This is a genomic window from Nocardia sp. GCM10030253 (assembly GCF_042675075.1).
Lineage (GTDB): Bacteria > Actinomycetota > Actinomycetes > Mycobacteriales > Mycobacteriaceae > Nocardia.
In genome coordinates this window covers 280,301-302,836 of the sequence record NZ_JBHTDL010000007.1, presented here as the reverse complement: position 1 = coordinate 302,836, position 22,536 = coordinate 280,301, and the positions used below count along the sequence as shown (strand labels likewise).

At 67.7% G+C, this 22,536-nt stretch carries 17 protein-coding genes; 9 read left to right on the top strand and 8 right to left on the bottom strand.

Annotation, left to right across the window (positions count from 1 at the left end):
• Positions 1-107 precede the first annotated feature (107 nt).
• Positions 108-1,595, top strand: a complete 1,488-nt coding sequence (locus ACFQZZ_RS17400) for a cytochrome P450 (RefSeq protein ID WP_378681234.1) — start codon at positions 108-110, stop codon at positions 1,593-1,595.
• 47 nt (positions 1,596-1,642) lie between these two features.
• Here the strand turns inward: ACFQZZ_RS17400 and ACFQZZ_RS17395 are convergent, their stop codons facing one another.
• Positions 1,643-2,527, bottom strand: a complete 885-nt coding sequence (locus ACFQZZ_RS17395) for a tat pathway signal sequence (RefSeq protein WP_378681231.1) — start codon at positions 2,525-2,527, stop codon at positions 1,643-1,645.
• Between the two features lie 550 nt (positions 2,528-3,077).
• On the opposite strand from ACFQZZ_RS17395, the gene recC reads away from it, so the two are divergent.
• From recC to ACFQZZ_RS17360, 7 genes are all read left to right on the top strand, one after another.
• The gene (recC, locus tag ACFQZZ_RS17390; protein ID WP_378681228.1) at positions 3,078-6,506 is read left to right on the top strand and encodes an exodeoxyribonuclease V subunit gamma; all 3,429 of its coding nucleotides are present in this window, start codon (positions 3,078-3,080) and stop codon (positions 6,504-6,506) included.
• A 298-nt stretch (positions 6,507-6,804) separates the two neighbouring features.
• A complete protein-coding gene (locus tag ACFQZZ_RS17385) occupies positions 6,805-10,266 on the top strand; it encodes a UvrD-helicase domain-containing protein (protein ID WP_378681225.1) in 3,462 nt (1,153 codons plus the stop codon).
• A gap of 94 nt (positions 10,267-10,360) precedes the next feature.
• On the top strand, positions 10,361-12,274 hold the full coding sequence (gene recD, locus ACFQZZ_RS17380; protein ID WP_378681222.1) for an exodeoxyribonuclease V subunit alpha: 1,914 nt from the start codon (positions 10,361-10,363) through the stop codon (positions 12,272-12,274).
• Positions 12,275-12,377: 103 nt separating this feature from the next.
• Positions 12,378-12,857, top strand: a complete 480-nt coding sequence (locus tag ACFQZZ_RS17375) for an RNA polymerase sigma factor (protein WP_378681220.1) — start codon at positions 12,378-12,380, stop codon at positions 12,855-12,857.
• Positions 12,857-13,468: a methylated-DNA--[protein]-cysteine S-methyltransferase gene (locus ACFQZZ_RS17370; RefSeq protein WP_378681866.1), complete on the top strand. Its 612-nt coding sequence runs from the start codon at positions 12,857-12,859 to the stop codon at positions 13,466-13,468. The genes ACFQZZ_RS17375 and ACFQZZ_RS17370 overlap by 1 nt, the downstream gene beginning before the upstream one ends.
• 166 nt (positions 13,469-13,634) lie before the next feature.
• Complete coding sequence (locus tag ACFQZZ_RS17365; RefSeq protein WP_378681863.1) at positions 13,635-14,345, top strand: 2OG-Fe(II) oxygenase; 711 nt, start codon at positions 13,635-13,637, stop codon at positions 14,343-14,345.
• Positions 14,346-14,358: 13 nt separating this feature from the next.
• Positions 14,359-14,673, top strand: a complete 315-nt coding sequence (locus ACFQZZ_RS17360; RefSeq protein ID WP_378681217.1) for an Ada metal-binding domain-containing protein — start codon at positions 14,359-14,361, stop codon at positions 14,671-14,673.
• Between the two features lie 90 nt (positions 14,674-14,763).
• On the opposite strand, the gene ACFQZZ_RS17355 is transcribed toward ACFQZZ_RS17360, so the two are convergent.
• On the bottom strand, positions 14,764-15,957 hold the full coding sequence (locus ACFQZZ_RS17355; protein WP_378681214.1) for an MFS transporter: 1,194 nt from the start codon (positions 15,955-15,957) through the stop codon (positions 14,764-14,766).
• An 80-nt stretch (positions 15,958-16,037) separates the two neighbouring features.
• On the opposite strand from ACFQZZ_RS17355, the gene ACFQZZ_RS17350 reads away from it, so the two are divergent.
• The gene (locus ACFQZZ_RS17350) at positions 16,038-16,793 is read left to right on the top strand and encodes an AraC family transcriptional regulator (protein WP_378681211.1); all 756 of its coding nucleotides are present in this window, start codon (positions 16,038-16,040) and stop codon (positions 16,791-16,793) included.
• Positions 16,794-16,849: 56 nt separating this feature from the next.
• Here the strand turns inward: ACFQZZ_RS17350 and ACFQZZ_RS17345 are convergent, their stop codons facing one another.
• The 6 genes from ACFQZZ_RS17345 to ACFQZZ_RS17320 all read right to left on the bottom strand — a co-directional run bounded on the left by ACFQZZ_RS17345 (position 16,850) and on the right by ACFQZZ_RS17320 (position 22,523).
• Entirely contained in the window at positions 16,850-17,344 is a 495-nt protein-coding gene (locus ACFQZZ_RS17345; RefSeq protein WP_378681208.1) for a GNAT family N-acetyltransferase, read from the bottom strand.
• 139 nt (positions 17,345-17,483) lie between these two features.
• Positions 17,484-17,993, bottom strand: a complete 510-nt coding sequence (locus ACFQZZ_RS17340) for a GNAT family N-acetyltransferase (protein WP_378681205.1) — start codon at positions 17,991-17,993, stop codon at positions 17,484-17,486.
• A 74-nt stretch (positions 17,994-18,067) separates the two neighbouring features.
• Positions 18,068-18,640, bottom strand: coding sequence for a DUF3558 domain-containing protein (locus tag ACFQZZ_RS17335; protein WP_378681202.1), 573 nt, complete (start codon positions 18,638-18,640; stop codon positions 18,068-18,070).
• Positions 18,637-19,026 carry a hypothetical protein gene (locus ACFQZZ_RS17330; protein WP_378681199.1) on the bottom strand — a complete coding sequence of 130 codons (390 nt, stop codon included), beginning with the start codon at positions 19,024-19,026 and terminating at the stop codon, positions 18,637-18,639. Before ACFQZZ_RS17330 ends, ACFQZZ_RS17335 begins: the two co-directional genes overlap by 4 nt.
• A 180-nt stretch (positions 19,027-19,206) precedes the next feature.
• Positions 19,207-21,333 (bottom strand): MMPL family transporter, encoded by a 2,127-nt coding sequence (locus ACFQZZ_RS17325; RefSeq protein WP_378681197.1) that lies wholly within the window; start codon positions 21,331-21,333, stop codon positions 19,207-19,209.
• On the bottom strand, positions 21,330-22,523 hold the full coding sequence (locus ACFQZZ_RS17320; RefSeq protein WP_378681195.1) for a peptide synthetase: 1,194 nt from the start codon (positions 22,521-22,523) through the stop codon (positions 21,330-21,332). The genes ACFQZZ_RS17325 and ACFQZZ_RS17320 overlap by 4 nt, the downstream gene beginning before the upstream one ends.
• Positions 22,524-22,536 lie beyond the last annotated feature (13 nt).

The window sequence follows — 22,536 nt, the reverse complement described above, 5'->3', positions numbered from 1 at the left end:
ATAACGCACTGTCGCCGATCCGCCGGATGGAGCATCGCGCTGGCGAACCGACCGAATGAATGTGAGAAAGAGAATACGATAGATGCTGTCGTTCAGGGAGGTTTGCCATGGTTGCCCGCGACCGTGTCGTCGGCCGAAAGCCCAGCGCACAGCCTGAATCCGAGAACGCGTCGTTGATCGATATCCCCGATGGGCACCTGATCGATCGCGTGCTGCGGCGCGTCCCGGAGCGGCGTCGGGTCCTTGCCACACCGCCACCCGGTAGTACGACCACCGCGGTCGACGGCGACGTCGGTCTGCCATATTTCGGGCGTGGGCTGCACTATCTGCGCTGGGGTCCGGCGGAGATGATGAACCGCTATCGGCAATACGGCCCGGTCTCGCTGAATACGTCGCTGGGCATCGACCGCGTGCTGGTCTGCGGGCCCGATGCGATCGACGAGGTGCTCGGCAGGCGACGCCGCGATTTCGGCCAGGGCTGGGACTATTTCATCGGCCCGTTCTTCGGGCGTGGTCTGCTGCTGCTCGAATTCGACGAGCACATGTTCCACCGCCGGATCATGCAGCAGGCATTCACCAGGGACCGGCTGGAGGCCCATCTTGCCGCGCTGACGCCGGTGGCGCGCGCGGTGGTCGGGCGCTGGGTGCCCCGCGCCGGCGAGACCAGCCGGACGGTGAAGCTGTATCCGACGATCAAGGAGCTGACCCTCGAGATCGCGGGGGAGATCTTCATGGCCGTCGACGTCGGCGCCCAGCGCCGCATGCTGCTCGATGCGTTCCTCGACTGCACGCATGCCGGGCTGTCGATCATCCGCCATCCGGTCCCCGGCGGTCATTGGCGAGCAGGCCTGCGTGGCCGCAAAGTGCTGGAGGACTACTTCACCGCGATGCTGCCGCGGAAACGGCACACGCAATCACCGGACTTCTTCTCCGGTCTGTGTCACGCGCGCAGCGAGGACGGCGCGGAGTTCAGCGACGCGGATGTGGTGAACCACATGATCTTCCTGATCATGGCCGCTCACGACACCACCACGACGACGGCCACTGCGGTCGCGTACTACCTGGGCAAACATCCGCGATGGCAGCAGCGGGTACGGGCCGAAGTGCTGGCCATCGATGCCGAAACCGGCGGCGTCGCACCGACGATCGCAGATCTGGACCGCATGCGCGATCTCGATCTGGTGATCAAGGAGAGCTTGCGGTTGATGCCGCCGGTACCCGGCCTGGTGCGCCGCGCGGTGCGCGACACCGAGATCGCCGGGCGCTACATTCCGGCGGGCACGGCCTGCGACCTCGCCTACAGCGTCAACCACATGCTGCCGGAGCTGTGGACGAGCCCCGAGCGGTTCGACCCCGAGCGTTTCGCCGAAGACCGCCGTGAGGACAAGTCGCATCGCCTGGCCTGGCTGCCGTTCGGTGCGGGAGCGCACAAGTGCATCGGCATGCACTTCGGCACCCTCGAGGTGAAGACGGTGATCGCCGCACTGGTGCGCGAATACGAGTGGACGATCCCCGAGGACTACCGAATGCCCTGGGGTTTCTCGACAATTCCGTTCCCGAGAGATGGCGCTCCGGTCAGTCTCCGCCGCCGCTGACACGAGCACCCGGGAGCCGTGCTCGGCTCCCGCGGCTCATGGCTGGGTCAGCGTCCGGAAAAGAGGAGTTCGGCGACCTTGGTGTCGGTCTCGGCGCCCTCGGTGTAGCCGCCGTCTTCCCCGAGCGAACTCATGATCGCCAGGGTGTAGCGCTCCTCGGGGCCTGCGAAGCCGACCGAGTTCACGACCCAGCCGCCCTGTTCGGCCGACCAGCCGTTCTTCAGTCCTGGGCGCATCTTCTGGCCCGCGCCCCACAGTCCCCAGTGTTGGTTCATGTCCACCGAGCGCATCCGGTCGAAGAGGTAGTTGCGGTCGTCGGGGTGCATCCGGGTGAAGATGTTGTCCATCAGTCGGTCCAGATCAGCGGCCGTGCACTTTTGGAACGACCAATCCGGGAACAGTGCGGTGTTGGTCGGCAGCGGGACGAGAGTGACCATGCCGTTGGCGCGGAAGGCATTGTTGTAGGCCATCCGGTCGAAGCCCGCGTATTTGTTCCAGAGGAAGTCGGCAGCGGCATCGTTGGAGGTCGCCAGCATCGACTCGATCAGTCCGCGATCCCCTGGCGTCAGGTCGATAGCACCGACCCGTGCGCGGTTGAGCAGATCCGCGGCAATCGCGAGTTTGATGGTCGAGGCGGTCCAGACCGGGTTCTCCGCATTCTCGTTCGCGTATATCCCACCGCTGACCCGATCGCGCACCACGTAGCCGGTGACGCCGGGCCGACTGCTCAGATAGGTGTCGACGGCGGCGATCCGGTTGCTCATATCGCAATCGAAGCCTGGTAGGCAGCCCGCCATATGCGCAGGCGGCGCGGCGTACGCGATCGGCAATAGCGCGGGTGCGCTCGGGATCAGGATCGCCGCAGCGGCGAGGACACAGGTTGATGCGGCCACGCGGGGAACGGCCCGGGTGACGGCCAAGGGGTAACGCACGAGGGACCACGATCGCACATCGGCGCGCTGGGCGCACGTCTTGAGCTCAGCGCGACAGTGTGCTACTGCAATCGTTGCGCACTTGCCCCGCAGTGTTTTTCGCAGCACGGCTGTCAGCGGAACGCCGCACGCAATTCCTCGACGGTGCGTCCGTTGAGCCGATAGCAGTGCGCGAAGGCCTCGGCATGATTGTCGCGGGGCCAGGAGTGTAGGACGCAGGTTCGACCATATGAGCGCGAGTTGACCAGCTCCCATCGGTCTCCGACTCGGCGGACTGTGAACCCGCCTCTCGGAACAAGGGGAATCACCATCGCAACCATGAAACGCGAACCAGCCTTTCGTGCAGTCTCCCGTTCCTCCCCGGTTGAGCACTGTTGCACATCGAGGCGTTCGATCCGAGGTGACACGACGAAGTAAATCGTTCCCGTGTGGCTTATTTCACTCTCGGACCAACGGGGTGCCGAAGTTGCGTACCGATCGCTGGGCGTATAAACGTGCACGAAGCCCGAGGCGTTTCGACGAAGAATCCGGACCCGACGAGAGGGCGTAGATGCCGCTGCACATCCACCGTGCCGAGCGCTCCGACGCCTTGGCGGATTCGCTGGCCGCGATGCTGGCCGCGCCGCTGGCGGACCCGTTCGCCGCGGAGGTGGTCGCGGTGCCCGCCAAGGGGGTGGAGCGCTGGCTGACACAGTGGTTGTCGACGGTGCTCGGTGTCGGCGGGTCGCCGCGGTCGACCGATGGTGTGTCGGCGAATATCGAATTCCCGTCGCCCGCCGCGTTGGTCGCCGAGGCGCTTGCCGCGGCGAGCGGGGTGCGACCCGAGGACGACCCGTGGGCGTCCGAACGCGTGGTGTGGACGTTGCTGCGGGTGATCGACGCGTCGCTGTCCGAACCGTGGTCGGCGGTGCTGGCCAGGCACCTCGGTGCGAACGATCCCGCGGGCCGCGACCATCGCGTCGGCCGCCGCTATGCCACCGCCGCGCACCTGGCCGCGCTGTTCGACAGTTACGCCGCGCAGCGCCCGACGCTGATCACCGAGTGGGCGGCGGGCGCCGACACCGACGGCGCCGGTAATCCGGTGCCCGACGATCTGCTGTGGCAACCCGCGCTGTGGCGTCGGTTGCGGGCCGAGGTCGGTGCGCCGAGCCCGGCCGAGCGTCTTGCGGCCGCCTGCGATCGGTTGCGTGCGGAGCCCGACCTGGTCGATCTGCCGGTCCGACTGTCGCTGTTCGGGGTGACTCGGATGCCGACCGATCAGCTCGCGGTCCTGTCGGCATTGTCGGCCGGACGTGACATCCACCTGTGGCTGGCACACCCGAGCCCGGCCATGTGGTCGGAGCTGGCCGGGCGGCCGGTTGCCGTCGCGCGGGCCGACGATGTCGGTGCCACCGTCATTCGGCATCCGCTGTTGTCCGGGCTCGCACGCGATGTGCGGGAGCTCCAGCAACGGTTGGCCGGATTCGTCGCCACCGATGTCCACCATGCCGCGGTTGCGGTGAGCGCTGCGGAAGCAACGGCATCCAGTGGTGGTGGGCTGGGCGATGCTGCACACGATCGCGATTCGCCGGCCGGCGGGCGGGCGCAGACGCTGCTGGCTGCGCTGCAGGCCGGGATCCGAGCGGATGCGTGGCCGCCGAACCCGGGTGTCGGCGTCGCGGGCGACGACAGCATTCAGGTGCACGCGTGTCATGGGCCGGCGCGTCAGGTGGAGGTGCTGCGAGAGTGCTTGCTCGGGGTGTTCGCGTCCGATCCCACCCTGGAGCCGCGCGATGTGCTGATCATGTGCCCCGAAGTCGAGGCGTATGCGCCGTTGGTGCGGGCCGCGTTCGGTCAGCGGGCACCGGGATCCGGTGAGGCGGTGGCGGATTCGGCGCATCCAGCGCATCGGTTGCGGGTGCGGCTCGCCGATCGGGGGCGCGGCGTCACCAATCCGCTGCTCGCGGTGATCGGGGTGCTGCTCGAGCTGGCCGACGGGCGAGTAACGGTGACGCAGGTGCTGGATCTTGCGGCAACTGAAACCATCCGGCGCCGTTGTGGATTCGATGACGACGATATCGAGCGGCTGCGCGAGTGGGCGGCCGAATCCGGGGCGCGGTGGGGGATCGGGCAGCGGCAGCGGCAGGCGTTCGGGCTGGCCGACTTCGCGCAGAACACTCTCAACAGCGCGGTCGACCGGATCCTGCTCGGCGTCACCGCGGACGAATCATCCGAGGACTGGCTGGATTTGGCGCTGCCGCTGGACGACGTGGACAGCAACGATGTCGATCTGGCAGGCAGGTTCGCGGAATTCATCGACCGGCTTGCCGTCTGTCTGCGCGACCTGCGTGGGCCGCGACCGGCGCACGAGTGGGCGGCGGTGCTCGGGCGATGCCTCGACCTGCTCACCGATGTGCCCGACAGTCAGGCGTGGGTGCGCACCGAGGCCCGCCGCGAGTTGGCCGCCGCCACCGAGCACGCGGGCGATGTGCCCTTGCGGCTGCCCGATATCGGCGTGCTGCTGGCCGGTCGGCTCGCGGCCCGGCCGACCCGCGCCAACTTCCGCACCGGCGAGCTGACTGTCTGCACGATGGTGCCGATGCGGTCGGTACCACATCGGGTCGTGGTGTTGCTCGGGCTGGATGACGAGGTGTTCCCGCGCACCAGTGGCGTCGACGGCGACGATGTTCTTGCCCGCAATCCGCTACTGGGCGAACGGGATTCGCGCAGTGAGGACCGGCAGTTGCTGATGGACGCGATCATGGCGGCGGGCGAGCGGCTGCTGGTGTTCCACACCGGCGCTGACCCCGTCACCGGCGCGCACCGCCCGCCCGCCATCCCGGTTGCCGAGCTGCTCGATGCGATCCGGGCGCATGTCGGTGCCGCCGGGATGTCCGCGGTGGTGACCCGTCATCCGTTGCAGGCGTTCGATCGGCGTAACTTCCTGGCCGAGAAGCCTTTCAGTTTCGACACGGTCGCGTTGGCCGGTGCGCAGGCCGCCGTCGCTCCCGCGCGGCCGCGCCCGGAGTTCCTCGCCGGACCGCTACCCGCTGGTGAGCTCACGGATGTCGCGCTCGCCGACCTGATTTCGTTCGTCGAGCACCCGATTCGCGCGTTCCTGTGGCAGCGCCTCGGCCTGCGGGTGCCTGAGCACGACGAGGACATCGCCGACCGGCTGCCTATCGAACTCGACGGCCTCGCGAAATGGGAACTCGGCGAACGCCTGCTGGCCGCCCGGCTGACCGGTGCGGACCCGGCCGGACTTCGCGCGGCGGAGTGGCGGCGTGGGACGCTGCCGCCGTTCGGTTTCGGCGCCGCCGTCCTCGACGAGGTCGAGAGCACCGTGGACAAACTGGTCCGCGCAGCACTGCCGGAATACGAGGGGTCCGCGCGCGCTGTCGACATCGCCATCGATCTCGGCAACGGCCGCAGGCTCACCGGTACCGTGCCGGAGGTGCACGGCGAAACCCTGGTTCGCACTACGTTCTCCCGACTCGCGCCGAAACATCGGATCGCCGCATGGGTGTCGCTGCTCGCATTGGCCGTCACCGAGGATCGCTCGTGGCGCGCGGTAACCACCGGCCGCGGCCAATTCGGCCGCCCTGCATGGCGTTCCGTGCTCACCGCCCCCGACGCCCCCGCCGCACTGACGGTCCTGCGGGAGCTGGTGAAACTTCGCGACGCTGGCCTCACCGAACCCCTTCCGATCGCCGCCGGCGCCACCGCCGCCTACGCCGACCGCCGCTTCCGTGGCTCCACCGTCGACGAAGCCGTCGCCGCCGCCGAACGCGAATTCAACGGCGGCCCCAACGGCCCCGGCCCTTTCGGCGACCACACCGACCGTCACCTTCGCTACGTATGGGGCCCGGCCCCCCGCCTCGAACACCTCACCGAAGCCCCGGCACCCCCCGGCGAACCAGGCGAAACCAGCCGCTTCGGCGCCTTGGCCCGCCGCATGTGGGTACCCCTGCTGGCCGCCGAAAGCCAGGGTCAGCCGTGAACAGAGTGGGCGCGTTGTCACCAGAAGGTCGTGAGTGGCACACGGTTGCGGCGAAACGTGGGTGTCACCGTCATGGTGCGCCACTCGCGGAAGTGCACCCGGTGGGAGGTGCAGGCTTGGCGGTTGGAGGTTGGGGCAGTCGGGTCTGGAGGCTTGTCGGCGTGGCATGTCGGGGGACCGGTGTCCGGCGGGTGACGATGGTGGCGAATCCTGTGGCGTCGGGTGTGGTCAGCCGGGCTCGGGTTTCGGAAAGGCGACCGCAGGGGTCGTTGTCGGACGGCGGAAGTGGGTGGTGTGCGTGACCGTTCAGGACACGGCGTTCGCCATCCCGGAGGTGGCCGATCGGTTCGATCCGAATGGGCCGTTGCCTACCGGTACCACGGTGCTGGAGGCAAGTGCGGGGACGGGGAAGACGCATGCGATCGTCGGTCTCGCGGTGCGGTATGTGGCGGAGGTCGGGATCGATGTCTCGCAGCTGCTGCTGGTGACCTTCAGTCGGGCTGCGACCCAGGAGCTTCGGGAGCGCACCCGTGATCGGTTCGTTGCGGTTGCCGCGGCACTGGCGGATCCCGAGCTGGCGCGTGCGCATGCCGACGAGCTGATTCGGCTTGTTGCACAGGCTGATTCGGATGAGGTGTGCAAGCGCCGTAACCGGTTGCTCACGGCGCTCTCGGACTTCGATGCGGGCACCATCGCCACCACGCACAGTTTCTGTCAGCGCATGCTGGACGAACTCGGGCTTGCTGGTGAGCACGATCCCGGCTCACGCCTGGTGGAGACCGTCGATGATCTGGTGGGGACAGTTGCCGACGATCTCTTTCTGAACCGGTACGCCCGTGCCGAACCGCCGTTCTCCTTGAAGGAGGCGCACACGCTGGCACTGGCCGCCGTAGGCGACCGGCATGCGGTGCTTGTCCCGAAGAGCGACGGTGCGGCTGGGGAGCGGGTCGCCTTCGCGACCGCGGTCCGCGCCGAGACCGAACGCCGAAAGCGCCTGGCCGGCCTGCGCGACTTCGACGACCTGCTGGTGCTGCTGCACGATGTCCTCGCCGACCCGGCGCACGGTCCGCGCGCCTGTCGCCGCATTCGTGATCGCTATCGAGTCGCCCTCGTCGACGAGTTCCAGGACACCGACCCGCTGCAATGGGACATCCTGCGCCTGGCCTTCCACGGCCACTCGACCCTGGTGCTGGTCGGCGACCCCAAGCAGGCCATCTACGCCTTCCGTGGTGCCGAGGTGCTCAGTTATCTCGACGCCGTCGAACACGCCGACACCCGTAAGGAACTCACCACCAACTGGCGCAGCGACGCGGGCCTGCTGGCCGCCCTGGATCATCTCCACGGCGGAGCGGCGCTGGGCCACAAGGAGATCGCCGTCTACCCCGTTGCCGCCACCCGCCCGTGGTCGCGCCTGTCGGGCCCTGGCGATCTCATCACGCCGCTGCGCCTGCGCTGCCTGCCCCGCACCGGCGCGGGCCCGCTGAACAAGTCCGGCTTCCCGGCGGTCGGTCGCATGCGAGCGAAGGTCGCCGAGGATTTGGCCGCCGATATCGTGGGGCTGCTCGAATCGGGTGTCCTTGTCGAGGCGAAAGTCGAAGCCCGTGCCGGCGCTGCTGTGACATCGAGCGACACGATCGGCGCGAACGTCACGGTCGAACCCGATGCCGACGCCACTGCCGCCTCGGGCGGCACGGTCGATGCGCCAGGGGTGGTGCGCAGGCCGATCGGGCCTGGCGACATCGCGGTGCTGGTGCGGACGAGGTCACAGATCGATGTGGTGCGAGCGGCTTTGGATCGGGTCGGCGTCGCCTCCGTCCTCGCGGGCGGCATCAGTGTGTTCGGCACGAGCAGCGCTACCGACTGGCTCTGGTTGTTGCGGGCGCTCGAGCAGCCGCATAGATCCGACCGGGTGCGGTTGGCCGCGTGCACGCCACTGCTCGGAGTTACCGCTGTCGAAATCGACAGTGGCGGGGCTGATCTGGTCGGGCGGATCAGTTCGCAGCTGCGCGAGTCCGCTCGATTGTTCACGCGGTCCGGTTTCGCGGCAGTGTTCGAGAAGCTTTCCACTGAAGCGAATCTGGCGCAGCGGCTGCTTGCGATCGAGAACGGCGAGCGGCAGCTGACCGATCTGCGCCACATCGCGCAGCTGCTGGATCAGGTGGCGTTGACCGAGGGGCTCGGGTTGACGGCACTGACCCGCTGGCTTGCCGACCGGGTCCGCGATCCTGCGTCCGGCTCCGTTGCCGATCGCAGCCGCAGGCTCGATCGGGACGCGGCGGCGGTGCAGATCGCCACGGTGCATGCCAGCAAGGGTCTCGAATTCCCCATCGTCTACCTGCCGTTCGCGTGGGACAACGCGAAGAACCCCTACCCGGCGACCCTGCTGTATCACGACGACGAAGGCGCCCGTGTGCTCGATGTCGGCGGCCAGGATGCCACCGGCTATGCCGAACGCAAGCTGCGCAGTGAAGCCGAGGAAGCCGGTGAGGAACTGCGCCTGCTGTATGTCGCCCTCACCAGGGCGATGTGCCAGATCGTCACCTGGTGGGCTCCGGCGATTACCACCGCCGCTTCACCGCTGCACCGGATGATCCTCGGCCGCCCCGACGGCGGCGACATAGTTCAGGGCCGCGCCGCCGTGCCTGCGGATAGTGTTGTGGTACAGCGACTTTCGGCATGGGGTGCCGGTGCGGCCGCAGCGATCTCGGTGACCGGCGTCGAGGCAACCGACACCGTCGAGATCCGGCGGGTGCGCGGCGAGACCGCGACCGGAGCGCTCGCCGCCGCCGACTTCGCGCGCATCATGGATCAGCAATGGCGGCGCACCTCGTACTCGGCACTGACCGCGGGCGCGCACGATGCCGCCGTCGTCGAGTCCGAACCCGAGGACGAGCGAGGTCCGGCCGACGAGCCGAGCACGCCGGTGGTGGACGAGACCGAGCCGTCGACATCCGGCGCCGCTTCATTGATGAACGCCCTGCCCTACGGTGCGGAGTTCGGCACCCTCGTCCACGGCGTGTTGGAGCTGATCGATACCGACGCACCGGATCTGACCGCCGAGGTGCACACCCGCTGCCGCGCATCGACCGACGAACTGATGGCCGAGGCGGATCCGGAAATCCTGGGTACCGCGTTGCTGGCCGTCCTGCGTACCCCTCTTGGGTTCGGCTGCCTCGCGGACATCTCCGGCCGAGACAAGCTGAACGAACTCGAATTCGAGCTCCCCTTGGCGGGCGGCGACACACCCGCCGCCCACGCGGCTACCTTGCGCCGAATCGCCGACCTGCTGCGCGAGCATCTCCCGCCCGGCGACGACTTCTTCTCCTACGCAGATCAATTGGCCGCGTTGGACGACGCTCCACTGCGCGGCTACCTCACCGGCAGCATCGACGTTGTCCTGCGCGTCACCGAATCCCCCGGCGCGGACCCCCGGTTCGTCATCGTCGACTACAAAACCAACCGCCTCGGCACCGGAGACCTCACTGTCGACCACTACACCCACGACCGCATGGCCGCCGAAATGCAGCGCTCCCACTACCCCCTGCAGGCGCTGCTCTACTCGGCAGCCCTGCACCGCTACCTGCGCTGGCGCCTGCCGACCTACGACCCCGCCCGCCACCTCGGCGGCGCCCGCTACCTGTTCGTCCGCGGCATGATCGGCCCCGAAACCCCCGCGGGCTGCGGCGTCTTCGACTGGAACCCACCGGCCGACCTCATCGTCGCCCTGTCCGCTCTCCTCGCAGGAGAGACAGACCGATGACGCCTATGACTATCCGTCGTGCGCGCGCGAATTCGCGGGCGCCGATTGCCGGGGTGTCCGAGCGCTCTGCGACGTCGACGGGGAAGGTGGGGCGATGACGTCGATTCAGTTGGCGCAGCGGGGAACCGGGTTGTTGCGGACGTTCAATGAGGCGGGGGTGCTTTCGGCGGCCGACGTACACGTGGCGCTGCGGCTGGGGCGGATGGGGCGGGAGTCCGCGGAGGAGGTGCTGTTCGCGGCGGCGCTCGCGGTGCGGGCGGTGCGGTCGGGATCGGTGTGTCTGGAGTTGCTTCGGATGCGGGAGATCGGCGTGGATGCCGACGAAACCTGGGATGCCGGTACGGGTGTCGATCCGGCGACGCTGCCGTGGCCCGAGATCGATGCTGTCGTCGCGGCGCTGCGGGTTAGTCCGCTGGTGTGCGGCGGCCCGGCAGGTCCGTTGCGGCCCTTACGGCTTGTCGATGCGCCGCTGCGCGGTGATGCGGGCCCACTGCTGTATCTGGACCGGTATTACCAGCAGGAGCAGACCATTCGGCGGGTGCTCACCGAGCGTTCGGGTGATCATCCGGTCGTCGATCCGAGCATCGTGCGGCGCGAACTGGACCGGCTGTTCGACACGCCGGTCGGTGCGGCGCCGGACCGGCAGCGGCTGGCTGCCGCGCTCGCCGCCACCCACTGGACCACCGTGGTGGCGGGCGGGCCCGGCACCGGCAAGACCCACACCATCGCCAGGATCCTGGCACTGCTCGACGCGCACCAGCGGGCGAATCCGAAACTGCCCGCACTCCGCATCGCGATGGCCGCACCCACCGGCAAGGCGGCTGCGCGCCTGCAAGAAGCGGTGCGCGAGCAGGCGGACTCGCTCGATCTGCCGGAACTCACCGCGGCTACCCTGCACCGACTGCTCGGCTGGCAGCGCGGCCGCACCACCAGGTTCCGGTATCACGAATTCAACCGGCTGCCCTATGACGTGATCGTCGTCGACGAGACCTCCATGGTGTCGTTGACCATGATGAGCAGACTGCTGGCCGCGCTGCGCCCGGACACCCGCTTGGTGCTGGTCGGCGACCCTGATCAGCTCGCGTCGGTTGATGCGGGCGCTGTCCTCGCGGACCTGGTCGCGGGGCCTGTCGTCGGCGAACCTAATCCGGTACTGGACGCGGTGCTCGGCGCGGATTCGCTGGAATCCGCCGTGGCCGAGGACAATCCGGAAGCCTTGACCAGCCTGGAGCAAACCCGCCTGCAGGGCGGCATCGTCCGGCTGACGCGTGGTCGCCGTTTCGGCGGCAAGATCGCCGAACTCGCGGTCGCGATCCGTGCGGGCGACGCCGACACCGCACTCGAACTGCTCCGTGCAGGTGGTCAGGAACTTTCGCTCAGCGCACCCGACGGCACGGCGGCGGTGCGTGCCGATATCGTCCGGGCCGCAAAGGAAGTGACCACGGCCGCGCTGGACGGCGACGCGGCGGGCGCACTGCAAGCCCTCGAATCCCACCGACTGCTCTGCGCACATCGCCAAGGCCCGTTCGGTGTGGAGCGCTGGGACCGAATGGCCGCCGAATGGGCGGCCGCAGGCGGCGCGGGCCCCGACACCTACCAGGCCCCCTGGTACCCCGGCCAGCCGCTGCTGGTCACCGCCAACGACCATGAGGCCCGCATCTACAACGGCGATACCGGCGTGATCATCCGCATGCCCGACGGTTCCCTGCGCGCGGCGCTGCAACGCGGCAGTGAGCCCTACCTGGTGCACCCCACGCAATTCCCGGCAGTGGTCACCGTCTTCGCCATGACGATCCACCGCAGCCAAGGCAGCCAATACGACACGGTGTCGGTCGTGCTACCCGAACCCGAATCCACCCTGCTGACCAGGGAACTGCTGTACACAGCCGTCACCAGAGCCCGTCGGCACGTTCGCATCGTCGGCACCGACGACTCCATCCGCGCCGGTATCGCGCGCCGCGTGCTGCGCGCGAGCGGCCTGTCACGCATCCCTGAGGCGACGGCATGATAGGCCGCCCGGGAGTCGCGCGCCCATGGCCCGTCTCGCAACGCCGCCACGGATCCGTGACATCGGAATCTCACGTTTTCCCACCGATCGCCGTCTACCCAGTGTGAGATTGCCTCCGTTCGAGGAAGTGGTGGCCGAGTACGGCCCGATGGTGCTGCGCGTGTGCCGGGCGGTGCTCGGGCCGACCGACGCCGCCGACGCATGGTCGGAGACGTTCCTGTCGGCATTGCGTGCCTATCCGGACCTCGACCCGGACACGAACATCGAGGCATGGCTGGTCACCGTCGCGCACCGCCGCGCGATCGATGTCGGGCGAGCACTCACCCGCGCGCCCGTCCCGGCCGACACGCTGCCCGAGCGTCCGGCCCCCAACGCCGACCCTGCCGGCTACGACCCCGATCTGTGGGCCGCACTGGCGGCGCTGCCGAACAAACAGCGCCAAGCGGTTGCCTACCACTATCTGGCAGGCCTGCCGCATGCCGAAATCGCCCAACTGCTGGGCAATTCCACCGACGCTGCCCGTCGCGCCGCCGCGGACGGGCTGAGAACACTACGCACGCTCTACCCGAAGGATCGATCATGATGGCCACCATCGACCGCGGGGACCCCCTCTTCGACGGGCTGACCCCCGGCAGCGCCGACCTCTTGTCCACCTTGCGTCGTCGCCTGGCGGCCGACGCGCAGTCCGCCGGTCTGCTCGACGTCGCCTACCGCACCATCGATACACCCGTCGGCGCCCTACTGCTGGCGGCTACCCCCGCCGGTCTGGTTCGGGTCGCCTACCCGAACGAGAACCACGACACCGTCCTCGCCACTCTCGCCGAGCGGATCAGCCCCCGCGTCCTCGCCGCTCCCGCGCGCCTCGATGCCGTGGCACGGGAGATCGACGAGTACTTCGCAGGCGCCCGAACACATTTCGATCTTGCCCTCGATCTGCAACTCACCGGGGGCTTCCGCCGCGAGGTGATCCAGCACCTGCGAGACATCGGTTACGGCCGCCGCGAAAGCTATGCCGCCGTAGCCGCCGCCGTCGGGAACCCTCGCGCGGTCCGTGCCGTCGGTTCCGCCTGCGCCCACAATCCGCTGCCGGTCGTGATCCCGTGCCACCGGGTCGTCCGCAGCGACGGCACGATCGGCCAGTACGTCGGCGGCGTCGCCGCCAAGAACACATTGCTCACCCTCGAGGCGGCATAAGTCGTCGAGTATCCGGCTCGGATGCGTAAGGCGCCAGTCGGTTTCCGGCATTGCCAGATTCACCGGCGATGGGCGACCAGGCCGGCGATGGGTGGCTCACGTCGACGGATGACATCCGGGTGGGCGTCCAGAACAGAGGAGAATCTCATTGACTACGTCGAAAACCATTGCCTCGCTGACTGACCGGGTCGATGCGCAGGATTGGTCCGCGCTCACGACCGAGATCGATACCGACGGCTGTGCGCAGACAGGACCGTTGCTGACCCCCGACGAATGCGCCGAGTTCACAGCTATGTGGGACGAGCGCGCACGATTCCGCTCAACCATCGACATGGCGCGACATCGTTTCGGGGAGGGCACGTATCGGTACTTCGCGAACCCCGTCCCCGAGCCGATCGCCGCGCTGCGCGCAGCCTTCTATCGCAAACTGCTGCCCATCGCCCGAACCTGGGCGGAACGGCTCGGTGACCCCGCACCGTGGCCCGACGACTTCGTCGACTGGCTGGACGCCTGCCACGCCGCAGGGCAAGTCAGGCCGACGCCAATCTTGTTGCGCTACACCAGCGGTGACTGGAATGCCCTGCACCGCGACCTCTATGGCGAGCTGGTTTTCCCGCTCCAGGTGGTTATCGGTCTCGACCGCCCGCGCATCGACCACACCGGCGGTGAATTCCTCCTGGTCGAACAACGACCACGCGCTCAATCGAAAGGCACTGTCACGGTGCTGGAACAGGGCCACGGCCTGATCTTCACCACCCGCGACCGCCCAACCCCCAGCGCCCGAGGCTGGTCCCGAGCCCCCATGCGCCACGGCGTCAGCCGCATCCGCACCGGCATCCGCCACACCCTCGGCCTCGTCCTGCACGACGCCGAATAGCCACATCCACACCATGTCTGAGCGAGCGCCACGGCTATATACACTCATCGACGCCACCGGCCGCCCGTACCGCAGTCCCACACCCGGCCGGTTCGGCGGCCACCACCGAGGCAGAATCTATGGCCGCCTGGACTGTCCATCAGCCCTGCGCGCCCTCGCCCACGGCCACTACCGCTCCCACCGCGTGTTCTTCGCCGACGAAGTGACCGCCCTCAGCGCAGGCTACCGTCCCTGTGCTGTCTGCATGCAGGACAGATACGTAGCGTGGAAAGCCGCCCAACGCTCGGATGGTGAGTCAAAAGAGCGCACAGGCGAAATCGGGCCGTAGCGAACCGACTGTTCTGATCTCGGGGGCGATGGCGTTCGCGCGGTCTCGATGAGTCTGTGGCGGACTGCACCGGTGGATTCGGCGAGTACATCAGTTTCGGAGCGGTGCGGTGGGTTCGCCAGGTCGCGGCAGCAGGAATCCGAGAACGAGCGCGGCCAGCGGAATAAAGCACACGGTCGTGAGGACTGCTTCGATGCCGTGGCTGTCCGCGATGAGGCCGAAGACAGGGACGAATAGTCCGCCCGCGCTGACCGCCAGTCCCAAGGTGACCCCGGCGGCGGTGCCCGGGCGGGTCGGCAGGTAGTCCTGCCCGAGCTTGACCAACACGGCGAAAGGAACATTGACGGTGACCCCGGCGAGCATCGCGAACAGCAGCCCGGGTGTGGGATTGGGTATCAGGCGTAGTGCGGCGAATGCGGGAATGGCGGCGACGCTGCCGATCTGGATGGTGCGCAGCATTCCGACGCGGTCGGCGATGCGTCCGCCGAGTAAGGTGCCCGCTACCCCGCCGCCGAGGAACGCCGTCAAGGCGATGCCGCCGAGGGCCTGCGAGGAACCGAGATGGTTGATCCAATACAGCGCGATGAAGGTGTTGATCCCGGCGCAGCTGACAGATCGGACGACCTCGATCGCGGTCAGCACGATGAACGGTATCCACCGGTCGCGACCGCCGATCTGGTTCGGGGCAGCGATATTTCGTGCTCGCCGCAGCTGGTGGCGCCACAGCACGAACCCCGTCAACACCGCGGGCGGGATGAAGATCGCGGTGGCGCCGACACCGAGCGCGACCAGCGCCGGAGTCGCCAACGCCGGTGCGAGGAAGAACCCGGCGCTGCCGCCCGCGGAGAAGAGGCTCATCGCCATCGCACTGTGCCCGGCGTCGCGGCGTGCGTCGCGCCCGGCCGCGGGATGGAATGCGGCGACGCCGATCCCTGACAGCAGCAGCAACGCCCACACCAGCGAATACGTCGGAACGAGTCCAGCGAGTCCCGCACCGATACCGGCGGTTACGAGTCCGGCGGGCGCCAGCCATAGCATCCGCCACCGATCGGCAAGCAAGCCGAGTATCGGTTGCGGCAGTGCGCTTCCCAGCAGTGCCGCGAGCGCGAGACCGGATGCCTGGACATAGCTGTAGTCGCGCTCCAGTACGAAGAACGGGATGCTCGCAGGCACCAGTCCCTGATAGAAGTCGTCCACCGCATGCGCGATCACCCAGTACCGCATCCGTTTCCACGCCGTTTCCACGTGCGCGGCGGATGTGGCTTCGACTGGCGTGCTCACCATCGCTGATCACCTCTTTCCTCGCTGTCGATGGTTAGCGTAGGGATTGGCGAGGTGGCTGACTTCCGATAAAATGCCTGACTGTGTCGATAACCCGCCATGACGACCGAACGACGGTCGCCTACGACCTCCCCGGCGGATCACAGATCGAGCGACACCGGCACACCGAGCATCAAATCGTGTATCCGAGTGCCGGGGTGGCCGAAGTCCGCACGGAGGCAGGCTGCTGGATCGCCCCCGCCGATCGGGCGATCTGGATTCCCGCCGGGTGTTGGCACGAACACCACTTCTACGGGCCGACCCGGTTCCACTGTGTCGGGTTCCCCGCCGACCAACCCGACTGCTGGACAACGCCTTCGGTGATCACGGCGCTTCCGCTGGTACGTGAACTCATCATCACCTGCTCGACGCCGGAGCAGCTGCCCGAAGCGGAGTTGGCACGGTTGCGGCAAGTCCTGCTCGATCAACTGCGTCGCAGTCCCGAACAGCGACTGCGATTGCCCGCCGCCGCTGACACTCGGCTTCGAAACGCGTGCGCGCTGGTCGAAAACGACCTCTCCGTGGTGTGGTCGCTGGCCGAATTGGGCGTCCGGGTCGGTGCGGGCGAACGAACCCTCACCCGGTTGTTCCGAACCGAGTTCGCGATGACCTACCCACAGTGGCGGACTCAGCTCCGGTTGCACCGGGCAGTGCAACTGCTTGCCGACGGCGTTCCCGTCACGGCGGTTGCCCATCGGTGCGGGTGGGCGTCGACCAGCGCGTTCATCGACGTTTATCGGCGGATGCTCGGGCACACACCAGGAACCTATCAAGCGAACCGTGACCCGAAGCGGCTGTGACGTTACTGTTCATTTCGGGCCAGCGGGGGAGACGGCCATCACGCCGTCGATGGCGGTCAAGTGAGGTCGGCAATGCCGGTGACCGCGTCGCCCTCGATGAGGACGCGAGCCTGGAGTCCCGTGTCGATGAGTCGGCGCGCGGCGATATTTCGTGGCGTTGTCGCCGCCGTGATCCGGTGCGCACCGGACTCGGCGGCCAGTGTGCGCAGCTGCGCGGTGACGATGCCACCGACGCCGCGGTTGCGGTGGGAGCGGCCGATCCAGATTCCCGCTTCGACGTCATCGCCATGGGGTTCGAGCCGGGCGGCTCCGATCACCCGGCCGTCGACGGTGATGACGAAGGTTCGTTCCATCGGGCGGGTGGGGTGCAATGCGCGCCCGCGGTGGAACTCGACGAACACCTGCCTGCGCTGCGGTGTCCATCCGGGCGGTCCGTCGACCGCAGCCATCACCTCGAGCGGATCGGCATCGGCGACCGCCGCATCGAGCAGCAGGCGGAGATTGTCCTCGCTGAGCTCCTCGAGTGTGACAGACGGCCGGAGTTCGTTCACAGCGTCGAAGCTTCCTCGGTACGCCATCGGCAGTCAACGGGTTTTACACCCGAACGCCCGACCGGAACATGTGTGGTGGTCAGTCCCGGACTTGGGGTCCGCTGTCCCTCGGCTGACCGCACCGGGTGCGCACCGCGGGTCAGCGGAAGCGAAAAAGCATTGCCAGGCTGGTGGTGCCTGCTCGGTTGATGATCTCGGAACCCTCGACCTCGACGAAACCGAGGCGGGCGTAGAGGCGGCGAGCGGGGTTGTCGGCGCGGACGCTGAGACTCATGCCGTCGTAGCGCAGGCGGGCGTCGTCGAGGAGACGAGCGAGCAGCGCGGTGCCGAGGCCGGTGCCGCGCGCGGCCGGGCTGGTGGCAATGGCCAGTTCCGGGATGTCGTCGCTGACGTAGCCATATCCGGCGTTCTCCTTGTCGAACAGACGAATCCACGCGGCGCCCTGCAACGCTTCGGCCGAACTGCCGCCGACGATGCCGAGATCGCCCTCGGCGCCCCATGTCTCGACGTAGCGGGCCAGTCCTGGAACGGCTCGCAGGTCATCGGGAGAGGGCGTGCCCTGTTCTGCGGCGTGCGAGGCTTCGTACAGCATGCTCCAGAGGAACGGTTCGTCGTCGGTGATCGCGGGGCGGAGAAACAGTGACGCCATGCTCGACAACGATAGTTACCCAGAGGCAGGTGTGCCCGCGTCAGCCATGGGGAGCACGCACACCTCTGCCGTGATCAGCTCCCCGCGGGCAGGAGTGGGGCCACTGCTTCGGCGATCTCGGTGGCGCCCGCACAGGGCGAGAGTTTGCGCGGGTGCAATCCGCGTGGGTCGTCCACCAGGATGTAGAGGGAGCCGTTCTTCATTTCGACGTTGACGGTGCAGCCGCCGGGGACGTCGGGGCGTGCCTCATAACGCAGTGCCTTGCGGCCCGCGACGGTGAGATCGGTAGCGGTGGGGAACTTTTCGCGGACCTGGGTGAGGGTGCCGTTGGTGGTCTGCACGCGGAATGTGTAAGCACTCTGCGCGACGAACAGGCAGCCCTTCCAGCGGACGTCTCCGGTGCTCTCTTGTCTGGTGGCGGGTGGCCTGGCGTCCCATTGGTGGGATGCCAGGAATGACGGCGTCAGTGCGGTGCACGGATCGAATGACGCACTCTGTCCGGATCCGCCCGTCGGCGAGCCGACCACGGCTGACGAGGGGCTCGCGGTCATCGACGTTGCCGACGGCCGTGGTTCACCGCCACACCCGGCGAGGACGGTGCAGGCGACCGCGACACCGGCCGCACGTATACCGGCGCTGCCCTTCATGTGGTGATCTCCCGCATCTGCCTGGCGAACTCCGCGTCGGTGCGCTCGAAGGCTTCGCGAATGGTTTTGAACAAGAACTGGATCTCGGTCGCGGCCGCGATGTAGTCCCCAATGGTGTCATAGGCGTTGTTGGGGCCGCCGAAAGCCTTCTCCCGAAATAGCTTTACCAGTTCGATCGCCGACCACAGTCGGGGGTTGTCCTCGCCGAGACCCCAGTATTCGCGCTCGCCGAGCGCCCTGGCGTCGTTCTGGGCCGAGGACAGGTCGATGATCAGGTCTTGGCAGGCCCTGTCGATGTCGATGAACGCCTGCGGTGCCATCCGCACCTTCAGCGCCCCCGTCTTCGCGTCCTCGATGTACGCGCCGAACGGGCTGTCAGCAGCCATGGCGGTCGCCCCTTCCACTAGACCCGTCTGATCACTAAGACGCACCGGATCGCGAGCCGGTTCCATAGAAACACAGAAATCGCCGAATTCGGTGGCGCAAAACAGACAAGCGGGCTGCTGTCGCCCGCCACCGAATTCGCGAAGACGCAGCCCAACTCCTTCCGCGCTCGCGACTGGCGATCAGGACAGTGTCGGCGCGGTTTCCTCGATGCGTTCGGTGACAACGGTGCTCGGTCGGGGTGGTCCGCCCGTGCCCGGCATCCACCAGTTCGCGCGGCCCATCAGCTTGACCAGCGCCGGGACCAGCAGCATCCGGACCAGGGTGGCGTCGATGATCAGGGCGATGATCATGCCGAGCCCGAGGAAGCGCATCGGTGTCAGCGGTGAGAGGGTGAAGGCCCCGGTGACCAGGATGAGCAAGGTGGCGGCCGCGGTGATCACCCGGGCGGTTTTGACGGTGCCGATGCGGACGGCCGCGGCGGTGTCGGCGCCCGCATGGTGTGCCTCCACCATGCGCGAGAGCAGGAAAACCTCGTAGTCGGTGGACAATCCGAAGACCACGGCAATGATCAGCACCAGCATGCCCGCCGCGAGTGGGCCGGGACTGATGCCGAGCGCGCCGGAGAGGTTGCCGTCGTAAAAGATCCAGGTGAGCACGCCGAAAGTCGCTGCGAGGCTGAGGAATGCCATGATGACAGCCTTGAGCGGCAGCACGATGGAACGAAATGCGGCAAGCAACAACAGCACGGTGGCGGCCACCATGATCAGGATCATCCACGGCATCCTGGCCACGATCGAATCGACGCTGTCGACGGTCGCCGCGGTATCGCCGCCGACCCGAAGTGTGGTCGCCGCAGGGGGATTCAGGTCCCGCAAGGCTTCGACGGTCGCGGTGGCGGCCTCGCTGCGGTCGGATGCGGAGAGGAACGCGTGCAGGACGACGAAGTCGTCGGCGCGCCCGACCTGGAAGACCTGTCGGACACCGTCCACGGCGCCGATGTCATGGGTGGCCGAATCGACCGCCGCCGCGTTGGGCGGGGCACCGTCGAGGCCGCGCAGCACCGCGGTGACGCCGCTGCTCGCCGCCGGGAAGTTCTCGGTCAGTTCATCCACCGCGCTGCGCATCTCATTGCCGACGGGCAGTGCGCGCTGATCGATGTCGCCGAGACGGACACCGGTCAACGGGAAGGCAAGTACCAGCAGCACCGCGCAGACGGCGAACGCGACGATGCCCGGCCGCCGCAGCACTCCGTCCACGACGCGGCCCCAGAACTGTTCGGTCCGCTGCTTCGGTGTCGTTTTACCGATGCGCGCGCCGAACAGAGCCAGCATGGCGGGCAGCACGGTGAGCGACAAGGCGGCGGCGAGTGCGACGGCCGCGATCGCGCCGAAGCCCAGTGACCGCAGCACAGCCTGCGGATAAATGAAAGTGCCTGCGAAGGCGCAGATCAGCAGCAGCGCGGAGAATGCGACGGTGCGACCGGCGGTGGCGCAGGTCCTTTCGATCGCCGCGGTGACGGTGTGTCCTTCGGCGATCTCCTCACGGAACCGGGTGACCATGAACAGCCCGTAGTCGATCGCCATGCCGAGCGCGAGCAGCGACGCGATATTGACCGCGAACGTACTGACCTCGGTGATCTCGGTGAGGATGCGAATGGCGCCCATCGAGCCGAGTACCGCGAGCAAACCGACGGCCACCGGAATCGACGCGGCGACCGCGCCACCGAAGAGCAGCACCAGGATCAGCAGCGTGATCGGCAGCGAGATCGATTCCGCCACCACCAGATCGTGTTGCGACTGGCCGTTGATTTCGGTTGCCAGCGCGCTGTAGCCGGACAGTTGGGTGTGGATTCCCGGAACCTGAAGTCCGGCTGCGATATCGGGGTAAGCATGGACACGCTGGGTTTCGTCACCCGCGGTGAACACCACGGCGAGCCCCTTCTTGCCGTCGGCGGACCGCAGGAACCCTTTGCGTGGCGGCACGCTGTTCCAGTAGGACTCGATCGGCCGCTCCAGCAGCGTCGGATCGACGCGGCCGAGCGCCGCCTGGATGCGCGGGCCGATGTCGTCGAGGGTCTGCCCGTCCGGCACGGTGTAGAGCGCGACGACGTCCGGGTTCTGCGGTCCGAAGTGTGCTCGGACCAGCTGATCGACCGTCGCCGCTTCACTGGTCGGGTCGGTGAATCCGCCCGCGCTGACCTTGTCGGCCGCGCCAACGCCGAACCCACCGAACAGCAGCATCGCTCCGATGACGACGGCAAGTACGGTGCGTGGTCGCGCACTGACGAAACGAGCCAAGGCGGTCACAGCTTTTCCTTGACAGGTAGCTCGTGCTCGAGCGTGGTGACGATGCGGTCGAGCAGCGTTTCCAGCCGCGCCTCGACGCCCGCGCCATTGCGGCACGACACCGCGAGTTCGGTTTTGCCGCCGGACTCCACGAGACCGAACAGCAAGGGCATCGCGACGCTGTGCTGCGGCACCACCCGAACGGTTGTCGGCTGGAACCCCGGCACCGAGATCGCGTCGAGGTCGAACGCGCCGACATGAGAGACAGTGGCGGAGACCAGGTTTCGGCCGTGTCGGGATCCGAGCCAGTTCGTCGTGCGCAGGATCGCCCGGCCGATGAGGTCCGGTATCCGCACCAGACCACTGTTGTCCATCTGGTTCAGCTCGCGCCGTTGCGCCAGGCCGGCCTTGATCTGCGCCTTGACCTCGGTCCAGTCCTGGCCCGGTTCGATATCCAGGAACAGCGGCAGCGCCAGGTTCGCGGTGGAGCGCAGTTCCGGATCGTGCCTGCGCAGGTCGACCGGCATCATGATCCGGGAAGGGCCCTGGGTCTGTGCCGCCAGAATGGCCGAGACCCGTGCGACCCCACCCGGCCCGGTCGCGTTGATCGTCCGGTGCCGCAGCAGGTGTCGCGGTCGGCCCGGCTGCTGGCGGCCGCTCCCGACCGCGGTCCGATATTTCGGCAGCGGCAACGTCGCCTTGCCCGGCGCCCCGATCCGGCGCACCAGCTCGTAATCGGCGACCCGGTCCGGCATGGCGTCCGGTGTCTCGCCCCGCAATACCTTGAGCACGTTGGTCATCCAGAGCGCGGTGCCCATGCCGTCCATGACGCCGTGGAAAGCGCGGAATACCAGTGTGACCGGTTCGGACGTCAGCAGCAGGACCTCGGCTGTCACCTCTGGCGACGGCCCGATCGGGCTGGTGAGCACGGGATCGGCTTCGAGATAGGGGTATTGGATGCTATGGCCGTGCACGACCCGTACCGCGGGTGCGATGCCGCTGTCGACCCACTCGTCGCCTCGGCGTCGCAGCCGCGCGCCGGGGCATGCCTCGGACGCCACGGCCACCGCGTGCCGCAGGTCTTCCGGGTCGATGGTTCCGTCACCGTGGATCACGGCCTGCATGAGGAACGGCGGCGCCAATTGCCGCATCGGGAAGTACAGCCGCTCAGTGGGTGAGATCGGCCGACGGAAGACGCTGTCGTTGCCCATGATTGCCTCCATT

Excerpts from the sequence above, each read along its gene's own strand:
- ACFQZZ_RS17400 (WP_378681234.1), top strand. The coding sequence starts at position 108 with ATGGTTGCCCGCGACCGTGTCGTCGGCCGAAAGCCCAGCGCACAGCCT.
- recC (WP_378681228.1), top strand. The coding sequence starts at position 3,078 with ATGCCGCTGCACATCCACCGTGCCGAGCGCTCCGACGCCTTGGCGGAT.
- recD (WP_378681222.1), top strand. The coding sequence starts at position 10,361 with ATGACGTCGATTCAGTTGGCGCAGCGGGGAACCGGGTTGTTGCGGACG.
- ACFQZZ_RS17370 (WP_378681866.1), top strand. The coding sequence starts at position 12,857 with ATGGCCACCATCGACCGCGGGGACCCCCTCTTCGACGGGCTGACCCCC.
- ACFQZZ_RS17360 (WP_378681217.1), top strand. The coding sequence starts at position 14,359 with ATGTCTGAGCGAGCGCCACGGCTATATACACTCATCGACGCCACCGGC.
- ACFQZZ_RS17355 (WP_378681214.1), bottom strand. The coding sequence starts at position 15,957 with ATGGTGAGCACGCCAGTCGAAGCCACATCCGCCGCGCACGTGGAAACG.
- ACFQZZ_RS17340 (WP_378681205.1), bottom strand. The coding sequence starts at position 17,993 with ATGGCGTCACTGTTTCTCCGCCCCGCGATCACCGACGACGAACCGTTC.
- ACFQZZ_RS17335 (WP_378681202.1), bottom strand. The coding sequence starts at position 18,640 with ATGAAGGGCAGCGCCGGTATACGTGCGGCCGGTGTCGCGGTCGCCTGC.
- ACFQZZ_RS17330 (WP_378681199.1), bottom strand. The coding sequence starts at position 19,026 with ATGGCTGCTGACAGCCCGTTCGGCGCGTACATCGAGGACGCGAAGACG.
- ACFQZZ_RS17320 (WP_378681195.1), bottom strand. The coding sequence starts at position 22,523 with ATGGGCAACGACAGCGTCTTCCGTCGGCCGATCTCACCCACTGAGCGG.